Origin of the sequence: Mesorhizobium sp. M7D.F.Ca.US.004.03.1.1 (assembly GCF_003998635.1) — a bacterium.
In the GTDB taxonomy this organism is placed as follows: domain Bacteria; phylum Pseudomonadota; class Alphaproteobacteria; order Rhizobiales; family Rhizobiaceae; genus Mesorhizobium; species Mesorhizobium loti.
In genome coordinates, this window is the sequence record NZ_RZQG01001359.1 from 1 (window position 1) to 1142 (window position 1142).

Genomic DNA, 1142 nt, shown 5'->3' on the forward strand with positions numbered 1-1142 from the left:
AGAGGCCCGCAGTGCCGGCGCCGAAAGCTTCGCCTCCCCCTCCCGCCTCCCTACCTTCCCTGCCGTTAGCACTAACGGACGAATTTGAAAACGTGTGGCAATCGATTACGAGCCTAGATGTTTGGTCCCGGCATTTGCTGGAGCGGATTGAGTTTGAAGCGTTCCGGTTGTGACGCCCACGCCTTGCAGATGAACTGGTAGGGTGTGAGACCCTTGAGGGTCTTGAGCCTGCGGGCGAAGTTGTAGGCGGCGACGAAGTCGGCGAGATGGGTGCGCAGTTGGTCGTGGCTCTCGTAGTAGAAGCGCTTGACGGTGGCGTCCTTGATAGTCCGGTTCATTCTCTCGACCTGGCCGTTGCATGGGAGCGCCACAGCGACAGAGGCGGTCCGTCGAGCGATACAGCATAGTCAAGAGAATGCCAGCGAAATGCTTTTGGGAGACAGTGCCGCTAGCCCGAACGATCGCCATGAGGCGCGTTCCTGACCTTTCTGCTTTGGATCACTGGCAGTCATCTGCCGCTTGCAAACCGGCTCGATCGCGTTCGCTTGAACTAAAGCTTGCTGTTCGCAGGCTTGCGATTATGGTTGGTGAAGTTTCTGGGGCGGCAGGGGAAGCAACATTTGCCTCGTCGATCAGCACGATCGCACCTGCTTGGTCTGATCGCTGCCGCGGTGGTACCCGTCTGGCTCTTCGCGGCCTATCTGCTGGTCCAATATGCTCTGCACGAGCGATCCCGCTTCGAGCAGGATGCACTGCAGACTGCCCGGCAGGTTTCGCTCGTAGTCGAGGGCGAACTAGCCAACCTCCAAACGACTCTCAACGGTCTGTCGAAATCGGCTGCTCTCGCCAATGGCGATCTGGAGGCCTTTCGCGGCGAGGCGCTCAGCCTGGTCGAAGGGACGGACCGGATCATCGTCCTGCGCGATTTAGAGCGTAATCAACTGTTGAATACAGAGATCGGGTACGGTGCTGATCTGCCGCCGATCGAACCGATATCGGCGGGGGATCGGGAGAAACTCAGAGCGTCTGGCGTTTTCGTCAGCGATGTCTTCGCCAGCAAGGATTCCAAAACCTACCGCATCGCTGTAGCCACAAAGGTGCCGGCTCCGACGGGCGAAGACCTGGTGCTTTCGATTTCTGTC

At 58.8% G+C, this 1142-nt stretch carries 2 pseudogenes; one reads left to right on the forward strand and one right to left on the reverse strand.

The features are described 5' to 3' along the window. Nucleotides 1-113: 113 nt before the first annotated feature. A pseudogene (locus EN935_RS37065) lies at nucleotides 114-356 on the reverse strand (integrase core domain-containing protein); the annotation flags it as partial. Between the two features lie 231 nt (nucleotides 357-587). Between EN935_RS37065 and EN935_RS37070 the strand changes: the two are divergent. Next, nucleotides 588-1142, forward strand: a pseudogene (locus EN935_RS37070) (histidine kinase); the annotation flags it as partial.